The sequence below is a fragment of the Streptomyces recifensis genome (genome assembly GCF_002154615.1).
Classification (GTDB): Bacteria; Actinomycetota; Actinomycetes; order Streptomycetales; family Streptomycetaceae; genus Streptomyces; species Streptomyces griseoluteus.
This window is the reverse complement of record NZ_MUNH01000378.1, coordinates 1-9,423: the sequence shown is the minus strand read 5'-3', so window position 1 is coordinate 9,423 and position 9,423 is coordinate 1. Positions and strand designations below refer to the sequence as shown.

Genomic DNA, 9,423 nt, shown 5'->3' with positions numbered 1-9,423 from the left:
CAGCGGGAGGGCGCGGACACCGGCCCGCCCCCGGAGTCCGCGCCCTCCCGCTGGGCGGCGGAGTGCGGGGTGCGGCGGGGGCCCGCGTCGTCACCGACGTGCACACAGCCGGAGGCGGCTGCCGCGGCCAGCACCGCGACGACCAGACGGACGGGTACGTACAAGCGGCGCACGACGGCCACCTCCGACAGCGGGGAATCGGGAACGCCCTGCCCAACTCCCGCCGCACGCGGGAGGACACGCCACCGTCCCGGCCGGCCGAAGCGCGGCGGACCGCGCGTACACGCCCCGCGCCGGGCGCCCTTGGCCGACAATGGCCGTGTGCTGGAGATGACACGCGACAGGTTCGAAGAGCTGGTGAGCGAGGCCCTGGACCAGATCCCGCCGGAACTGACGCGGGTCATGGACAACGTGGCCGTCTTCGTGGAGGACGAACCCTCCGCCGACGACCCCGAACTGCTCGGCCTCTACGAGGGCACCCCGCTCACCGAGCGCGGCGAGTGGTACGCCGGGGTCCTCCCGGACCGCATCAGCATCTACATGGGCCCCACCCTGCGGTACTGCGGAAGCGCCGAGGAGGTCGTCCACGAGGTGGCCGTCACCGTCGTCCACGAGGTCGCCCACCACTTCGGCATCGAGGACGCCCGGCTGCACGAGCTGGGCTGGGGCTGACCACCCCGCATGTCCGGGCGTTCGTACGGGCATACGGCACCAATGCCCAAAGTCCCCGCCGCTTCCGTCCCGGACCCGCCCCGCGAGCGGAAGTGGTGGCATCTGCCGCGCCGGACGGGCAGCGGCCGGTGGCTGAGGGCGTTGGGCCTGACGGGGGTCGTGCTCGTCGGGGCCTGGCTGGGCCTGCTGGTCGTCGGCAGCGTACGGACCCCGGTCGGCCCGATGGACACCACCATGGCCCTGCGGCCCTCGCTCAGCGGCGGCACCAAGGTCAACGTCTCCCCGCTCGGCGCGCTGACCCTGGACAGCCATGTCGCGCCCGTCCGGCTGGACGTCGACGTGGACCAGCTCGACCCGGGCCGCGCGCAGGCGCTGGTCGACCACCCCGAGCGGCTGTCCGGGCTCCAGGACGAGGTGGCCCGTGACGTCGAGCGCGGCACGCTCGACCTGGCGCTGCGCTCGTGCGTGGCCGTCGTCACCGGCGCGACCGCGCTCGGCCTCGCGGTATACCGCCGGACGCGCCCCGCGCTGGCGGCCGGCGGTCTCGCCCTGGCGCTGCTCGCGGCCTGCGGGGTGTCGGCGTGGGCCACCTGGAATCCGAAGTCGGTACTGGAGCCCAAGTTCTCCGGCCTGCTCTCCTCGGCGCCGTCCGTGGTGGGCAACGCCCGCAGCATCGTCACCGACTTCGACGTCTACCAGCAGGAGCTGGCCCGTCTGGTGACCAACGTGACCAAGCTGTACGACGTCGCCTCCACACTCCCCGCCTACCAGCCCGACCCCTCCACGCTCCGGGTCCTGCACGTCTCCGACATCCACCTCAACCCGGCCGCGTGGAAGATCATCGGATCGCTGGTCGACCAGTACAAGGTGGACGTGATCGTCGACTCCGGCGACACCATGGACCACGGCACCTCGGCGGAGAACGGCTTCCTCGACCCGGTGAAGGACCTGGGCGTGCCGTACGTCTGGGTCAGGGGCAACCACGACTCGCGGGCCACCCAGCGCTATCTGGAGGGCATCAAGAACGCGCACGTGCTGGACGAGGGCGACGCCGAGACGATCGCCGGGGTGCGCTTCGCGGGCACCGGCGACCCCCAGTTCACCCCCGACCGCTCCCGGGCGACCGGCGGGGACGCGGCGGAACGGCTCGCGGGCGCCCGGCTCGCCTCGGCGCTGCGGGACCAGAAGGCCAAGGGCACCCCGGTGGACATCGCGGTGGCGCACGAACCGGTGGCCGCCGCCGAGACCGACGGCACGGTGCCGCTGGTGCTCTGCGGGCATCTGCACACGCAGGGCACCAAGATCCTCCCGCTGGGCACCCGGCTGCGCCGCGAGGGCTCGACCGGCGGCAGCGGACTGCGCGCGGTGGAGGGCCAGTACCCGGCACCGATCGAGGCGTCGGTGCTCTATCTGGACCGGGACACCCGCCGGCTCCAGGCATGGGACGCGATCAAGCTGGGCGGCCTAGGGCGGACCACGGCCGAGGTCAGCCGGCATCTGGTGCAGCGCTGAATCCCGGGCCCGGCGTCCGCACGGCGGCGAAGGGTTTTGCCCATACCGCTCACGATCCCCTATGCTGCACACGTCCCCGACGCGCCGCGATGCGGCGCCCAGGCGGGCCGATAGCCCTCATCGTCTAGCGGCCTAGGACGCCGCCCTTTCAAGGCGGTAGCACGGGTTCGAATCCCGTTGGGGGCACCACAGCGGACTTGTCATGAAGGCCCGCCCTGATCCAGGGCGGGCCTTCGTGTTTCCCCACGTCCGGGCCCCGCTCGCCGCCGAAAAGCGCGGTACGGAGCACCGCCCCTGCTCTGATACGCTTCTCCAGCGACGTCAGCCCAGCAGATGCGCACCTCACCCCGGTGGGAAACGCGTTGGGAAGGCCCGCAACCTTGTGCGACACTGTCGTACAGCGCCTGGTCCTGTGGAGCAGTTTGGAGTGCTCGCCACCCTGTCAAGGTGGAGGCCGCGGGTTCAAATCCCGTCAGGACCGCTGAGGTTTCACGTGAAACCTCGTGGCTGGGTAGCTCAGTTGGTACGAGCGATCGCCTGAAAAGCGATAGGTCGCCGGTTCGACCCCGGCCCCAGCCACAACCGCCCGATCCGGGCCGAACCCCCTCCAGTTCGCGGAGGGGGTTCTTGCGTTTCCGGGCCCCTGCGAGCGCGGTTGCAGGCGAGTAGCGCGGGACTAGAGTGAAAAAGCATCGATTCGTGGGGAAATCACCCAAGGGGGCGTTCCATGCCCGCCACGACCAGAAAACGGACGGCCGCCCTGTGTTCGGTCTTCATGGCCGCCGGTGTCGTCCTCGCTCCGATCGGCTTCCAGCAGGCAGCCTCGGCCGCGCCCGCTCCGTCCCACGTCAGTACGACGGCCAAGGCGCCCACCTCGCAGGGGGACTATCAGCGCGGGTTCCGGGACGGGTTCAAGTCCGGGTACCGCGACGGCCGGCACTGCCATCACCACGGTGACCACCACGACGGGAAGGGCACCTCGCTGAAGGACCCGCGCCGTGACTACCAGCAGGGATTCAGGAACGGCTACAAGTCGGGCTTCCGGCTCGGCCTGAACTCCTGCTGACCCCCGGGCCACCCGCGCGGCGACCCCCCGCGTCAATTCATTCGCGCGGAATTTCCCCGAGGTGAGATCCTGGATCGCGTATGTCTACGCATCCCGCCCCCGCCTTGGGGTCTCTCGCCTCCCGTCTGACCGAGCTGTCGCTGCGTGACGCGCACCGGCTCGGGCGTCGGCTCGAAGGCGCACGCAAGATCCGTAAGCCGGAGGCGCGTGCCGCCGTGCTGGCCGAGCTGGAGGGGGAGGTCGACAAGGCCGCCTCCCGGATGGCCGAACGACGCTCCCGCGTGCCCTCGGTCAGCTACCCCGAGCAGCTTCCGGTCAGCCAGAAGAAGGACGCGATCGCGGCCGCCATCCGCGATCATCAGGTCGTCATCGTGGCCGGTGAGACCGGCTCCGGCAAGACCACGCAGATCCCCAAGATCTGCGTGGAGCTGGGCCGGGGCCTGCGCGGGATGATCGGGCACACCCAGCCCCGCCGGATCGCCGCCCGTACCGTCGCGGAGCGCGTCGCCGACGAGCTGCACACCCCGCTCGGCGAGACCGTCGGCTGGAAGGTCCGCTTCACCGACCAGGTGAACCCGGACGCCACCTTCATCAAGCTGATGACCGACGGCATCCTGCTGGCGGAGATCCAGAACGACCGCGAGCTGCGCGCCTACGACACGATCATCATCGACGAGGCCCACGAGCGGTCCCTCAACATCGACTTCCTGCTGGGCTACCTCGCGCAGTTGCTGCCGAAGCGGCCGGACCTGAAGGTCGTCATCACCTCGGCGACCATCGACCCCGAACGGTTCTCCCGGCACTTCGGCGACGCACCGATCATCGAGGTCAGCGGGCGGACGTACCCGGTGGAGGTGCGCTACCGGCCGCTGCTGGAGGAGGACTCCTCCGACGCCGACCGGGACCAGATCACCGCGATCACCGACGCCGTCGAGGAACTGATGGGCGAGGGTCCCGGCGACATCCTCGTCTTCCTCTCCGGCGAGCGGGAGATCCGGGACACCGCGGACGCGCTGGAGAAGAAGAAGTACCGCTCGACCGAGGTGCTCCCGCTGTACGCGCGGCTCTCGCACGCCGAGCAGCACCGGGTCTTCCAGCAGCACACCGGGCGCCGGATCGTGCTGGCGACGAACGTCGCCGAGACCTCGCTGACCGTGCCCGGCATCAAGTACGTGATCGACCCCGGCTTCGCCCGGATCAGCCGCTACAGCCACCGCACCAAGGTCCAGCGGCTGCCCATCGAGCCGGTCTCGCAGGCCAGCGCCAACCAGCGCAAGGGCCGCTGCGGCCGTACCTCCGACGGCATCTGCATCCGGCTGTACTCCGAGGACGACTTCCTCGCCCGGCCGGAGTTCACCGACGCCGAGATCCTGCGCACCAACCTCGCCTCCGTCATCCTCCAGATGACCGCGGCCGGCCTCGGGGACATCGAGAAGTTCCCCTTCATCGACCCGCCGGACCACCGCAACATCCGCGACGGCGTCCAGCTGCTCCAGGAGCTGCACGCGCTCGACCCGGCGCAGAAGGACCCGCGCAAGCGGCTCACCGACACCGGCCGCAAGCTCGCCCAGTTGCCCGTCGACCCGCGCCTGGCCCGGATGGTGCTGGAGGCCGCGAAGAACGGCTGTGTCCGCGAGGTCATGGTCATCGCCGCCGCCCTGTCCATCCAGGACCCGCGCGAGCGCCCGGCCGACAAGCAGACCCAGGCCGACCAGCAGCACGCCCGCTTCCGCGACGAGACCAGCGACTTCCTGGCCTACCTCAACCTGTGGCGGTATCTGCGCGAGCAGCAGAAGGAGCGCGGCTCCTCCTCGTTCCGCCGGATGTGCAAGCAGGAGTACTTGAACTTCCTGCGGGTGCGCGAGTGGCAGGACATCTACCTCCAGCTCCGCACGGTCGCCAAGCAGATGGACATCCATCTCAACGAGGACGACGCCCCCGCCGACCGCGTCCACGTCTCCCTCCTCGCGGGCCTGCTCTCCCACGTCGGGATGAAGGACGTGAAGGACGGCAACAAGAACGAGTACCTGGGCGCCCGCAACGCCAAGTTCGCGGTGTTCCCCGGCTCCTCGCTGTTCAAGAAGCAGCCCAAGTTCCTGATGTCCGCCGAGCTGGTGGAGACCTCCCGCCTCTGGGCCCGCGTCAACGCCAGGATCGAGCCCGAGTGGGTCGAGCCGCTCGCCGGCCACCTGCTGAAGCGCACGTACAGCGAACCGCACTGGGAGAAGGACCAGGCGGCCGTGATGGCGTACGAGAAGGTGACGCTGTACGGCGTGCCGATCGTCGCCCAGCGCAAGGTGAACTACGGGCGGATCGACCCCGAGGTCTCCCGCGAGCTGTTCATCCGCAACGCCCTGGTCGAGGGCGACTGGCGCACCCACCACAAGTTCTTCGCCGACAACCGCAAGCTGCTCAGCGAGGTCGAGGAGCTGGAGCACCGGGCGCGGCGCCGGGACATCGTCGTGGACGACGAGACGCTGTTCGACTTCTACGACCAGCGGGTGCCCGAACCCGTCGTCTCCGGGGCCCACTTCGACTCCTGGTGGAAGCGGAAGCGGCACGAGCAGCCCGAATACCTGGACTTCGAGCGGGAGATGCTCATCCGGGAGTCGGCAGAGGCGGTCACCAAGGCCGACTATCCCGACACTTGGCGCCAGGGCGAGCTGAAGTTCCGGGTGACCTACCAGTTCGAGCCGGGTGCGGACGCCGACGGTGTGACCGTCCACATCCCGCTCCAAGTGCTCAACCAGGTCACCGACGAGGGCTTCGACTGGCAGATCCCGGGGCTGCGCGAGGACGTCGTCACCGAGCTGATCCGCTCGCTGCCCAAGCCGATCCGCCGCAACTACGTCCCCGCGCCGAACTACGCCAAGAAGTTCCTGGAGCGGGCGGTGCCCCTCCAGGAGCCGCTGGCGACGACCATGGCACGTGAGCTGAAGCGCATGGTGGGCGTGCCCTTCGACGCCGAGGACTTCGACTGGGCGAAGGTGCCGGACCACCTGAAGGTCACCTTCCGGATCGTGGACGAACGGCGCCGCAAGCTGGCCGAGGACAAGGATCTGGAGGCGCTCAAGCTCCAGCTGCGCCCGAAGGCCCGCAAGGCGATCTCGCAGGCGGCCGCCGCCACCGCGTCCCGGCAGGGCGGGCCCTCGCTGGAGCGCTCGGGCCTGACCGACTGGTCGATCGGCACCCTCAGCCGGGTCTTCGAGACCCGCAGGGCCGGGCAGCCGGTGAAGGCGTACCCGGCGCTGGTGGACGACGGCGACACCGTCTCGGTCCGTCTCTTCGACACCGAGGAGGAGCAGGCCGAGGCGATGTGGAAGGGCGTACGCCGGCTGATCCTGCGCAACATCCCGGTGAACCCGGCGAAGTTCGCCTCCGACAAGCTGACCAACGCGCAGAAGCTCGCCCTGTCCGCCAACCCGCACGGCTCGGTGCAGGCCCTGTTCGACGACTGCGCGATGGCGGCGGCCGACAAGCTGATCGCGGACTTCGGCGGTCCGGTGTGGGACGAGGAGTCGTACCGGAAGCTCTACGACAAGGTGCGGGCCGACATCGTGGACACCACCGTGCGTGCGGTGGGCCAGGTGCAGCAGGTGCTGGCCGCCTGGCAGGCGTGCGAACGGCGCCTGAAGGCCGTCTCCAGCCCCGCGCTGCTGGCCAACCTCGCCGACGTACGGCAGCAGTTGGACGCGCTGGTGAAGCCCGGCTTCGTGACCTGGGCGGGGATCGCGCGGCTGCCGGACCTGATGCGCTACCTGGTGGCCGCCGACCGGCGTCTGCAGCAGATGCCGGGCAACGTCCAGCGGGACACCACCCGGATGCAGAAGGTCCACGAGATGCGGGACGAGTACGCCTGGCTGCTCGAGCAGCTTCCCCAGGGCCGGCCGGTACCCAGGCAGGTGCTGGACATCCGCTGGATGCTGGAGGAGCTGCGGGTCAGCTATTTCGCCCACGCACTGGGCACCGCGTACGCCATCTCCGACAAGCGGATCGTGAAGGCGATCGACGCTGCCGTACCGTAATCGCGCGATCGCACCGGGTGAGTTCGACCCGGGCACCCGGACTCCTGTACAGTCCTTCTCGCAGCGCAACACAGAAGTGAAGCGCCGCACCAGATGGTCCTGTGGAGCAGTTTGGAGTGCTCGCCACCCTGTCAAGGTGGAGGCCGCGGGTTCAAATCCCGTCAGGACCGCAGCAAAGAGAAGGGCCCCCGGATTTCCGGGGGCCCTTCCGCCGTTCCCGGGACCCGCAGGCGCCCTGTGCGGCCCGCGGAGGTGGCGCGGGGCGGCATCGGCCCCGCGCGAGGCGCGGGCGCCCCTGAGGGCGCACCTCGCGACCGGCCCGCCCTGCCGACGCCTCACCCGGCCGCTGCCCCAACACCCGTTCCCGCAGGGGGCGGTGAGACGGGAGAGCGTCAATAGCGCACCCGCGCAGCGGACAACAAGCGTCTTCGCGTGTGACGGGTGTCACGGCATGAGTTTTTGAAACCCAGGTTTTTACCGCTGCCCTACAACAGGTCAATTTAATATGTGCAATTGCACTCTCCCCGAGGGTGGCCCGCCGGGCTCCCGGAGCGGGTGCGGGGCACTTCCCACAGCCCTCCCCAGACTCCGACAAGGCCGCTCACACGGGGGGCCGGCGGGCACCCGTGAGCGCACAAAAAAGATCGCGCTGGACCCGGCGGAGTCCAGCGCGACCTATGACGCACTCGGTGCCACGTGCCTTCGGAGTTCGTCCGGCGTGGGCATGGGGCCTGTTGGGGCAGGCCCGCGTCGTTGTGGAGCTAGGGTTCGGGCGCTTCGACCGGTTGGGGGGCCGGTCGTTTTGCCCGGTTGTTCAGTTGTTATGCCTCGCTGCGCTGCTGCGGGATGCCCGCGAGCAGGGCGCGGACCTCCGCCTCGCGGTAGCGGCGATGCCCGCCGAGCGTGCGGATCGACGTGAGCTTGCCGGCCTTCGCCCACCGCGTGACCGTCTTGGGGTCGACACGGAACATGGTGGCGACCTCAGCCGGGGTCAGCAGCGGCTCGGCATCAGGGGTGCGAGCGGTCATGAGCGGCCTCCTCGGGAGAACCGAACCTTCTCGGTTCATTCCTCTAAATTCTGCACCTTGACCCGCGTTGCCCGAAATGGCGGACGCGAGTCGAGTCGGTTATAGGACGAACGGCTTGTCCTCGGCACTACAACTACACCATCTGTCCAGCCGCGTCGGCCAAACCGATGGAATTGCCCTCCCAGGTGTTCATCCACGACGGAAGCCGATGGACCATGCCATAGCGGACAGTCACGCCGACGTGACGATCAGTCACATGGCGCTCGGGAGTCACAAGACCCCCCAAAGCTAGCAATGCGGAGAATCCGCCCATAGTGGAGCACAGATGGGCAGACGGAGTCCTCCCCGGACTCCTTGTCCTATTTTGGCACGAGGAGTGGCAAGAGACGCAAGGGCCGTGTAAGTGCCGTCCATCACCCAATGAGGCAAAAGCCCGGTTCGAGGCCAACGCCCCGTCAAACGGTCCAAGTTCCGTAGACCGTACGCTGTTCGAGCCCATTTCGACCGTGACGTGCGTCACCCCGGACGGGCTCAGTTCGCCGAGCGCAGGTCCCGGATCGAGCGCCAGCGGGTCGCGAGACGGGTGTAGGCGAGAGTCGCGGCACTCTCGTCGCCCCGGCGCAGCGCGTCGATGCCGGCGGCCACGTCCGCCGCCGAGTGGTCCTCCTCCAGCGTCCCGCCCGGCACCGCGTGCACCAGCCCGCCGTAGTCCAGCTCCACCACCGAACGCGGGTGGAACTCCTCCAGCCAGCGGCCGACGTCCAGCACGCCGTCGATCAGCGGGCTCTCCCGTACGGTGTCCTGGAGCGTGCGCAGCGCCCGCGCCACCCGACGCCGGGCCTGCACCATCGGCGTGCGGTAGCGCAGCAGGGCCGGGGTCTCGCCGCTGCGCGGCTCGAAGCGGCGCTCCTCGTCGGCGACCAGGACGAACCAGTTCAGCGGGATCTGCCAGGTCGCCCCGCGAATCCAGGGGCGCGCCTCGGGATTGCGCTCCAGCCAGCGCTCGTAGTCCTGGGCCGCCTGGTCGCGCACCAGGGGCGGCAGCACCGCGTCCAGCACCGGGGTGGGCAGCTCCTCTCCCAGGCCCGCCAGCGCCTGCCAGCCGCGCAGCCGGGTGCGC

Annotated in this window: 6 protein-coding genes and 4 tRNA genes; 8 read left to right on the top strand and 2 right to left on the bottom strand. The window is 69.7% G+C overall.

The features are described 5' to 3' along the window. Positions 1-321: 321 nt before the first annotated feature. From CCN33_RS19825 to CCN33_RS19790, 8 genes are all read left to right on the top strand, one after another. Positions 322-672: a metallopeptidase family protein gene (locus CCN33_RS19825; protein ID WP_086694917.1), complete on the top strand. Its 351-nt coding sequence runs from the start codon at positions 322-324 to the stop codon at positions 670-672. 9 nt (positions 673-681) lie between these two features. After that, positions 682-2,184, top strand: coding sequence for a metallophosphoesterase family protein (locus CCN33_RS19820; protein WP_425275857.1), 1,503 nt, complete (start codon positions 682-684; stop codon positions 2,182-2,184). 113 nt (positions 2,185-2,297) lie between these two features. Further along, positions 2,298-2,373, top strand: a tRNA-Glu gene (locus CCN33_RS19815). Between the two features lie 217 nt (positions 2,374-2,590). Beyond that, positions 2,591-2,665: transfer RNA gene (locus CCN33_RS19810), tRNA-Asp, on the top strand. A gap of 24 nt (positions 2,666-2,689) precedes the next feature. After that, positions 2,690-2,763 (top strand) — tRNA-Phe (locus CCN33_RS19805). Between the two features lie 148 nt (positions 2,764-2,911). Continuing rightward, positions 2,912-3,250, top strand: coding sequence for a hypothetical protein (locus CCN33_RS19800; protein ID WP_086694915.1), 339 nt, complete (start codon positions 2,912-2,914; stop codon positions 3,248-3,250). Positions 3,251-3,330: 80 nt separating this feature from the next. Beyond that, positions 3,331-7,275 carry an ATP-dependent RNA helicase HrpA gene (gene hrpA, locus CCN33_RS19795; protein WP_086694914.1) on the top strand — a complete coding sequence of 1,315 codons (3,945 nt, stop codon included), beginning with the start codon at positions 3,331-3,333 and terminating at the stop codon, positions 7,273-7,275. 95 nt (positions 7,276-7,370) lie between these two features. Next, positions 7,371-7,445, top strand: a tRNA-Asp gene (locus CCN33_RS19790). A 651-nt stretch (positions 7,446-8,096) separates the two neighbouring features. On the opposite strand, the gene bldC is transcribed toward CCN33_RS19790, so the two are convergent. Beyond that, positions 8,097-8,303 carry a developmental transcriptional regulator BldC gene (gene bldC / locus CCN33_RS19785; RefSeq protein WP_003949541.1) on the bottom strand — a complete coding sequence of 69 codons (207 nt, stop codon included), beginning with the start codon at positions 8,301-8,303 and terminating at the stop codon, positions 8,097-8,099. A gap of 531 nt (positions 8,304-8,834) precedes the next feature. After that, positions 8,835-9,423 (bottom strand): DUF8083 family protein (locus CCN33_RS19780; protein ID WP_086694913.1); only part of this gene is annotated, 589 nt, incomplete at its 5' end.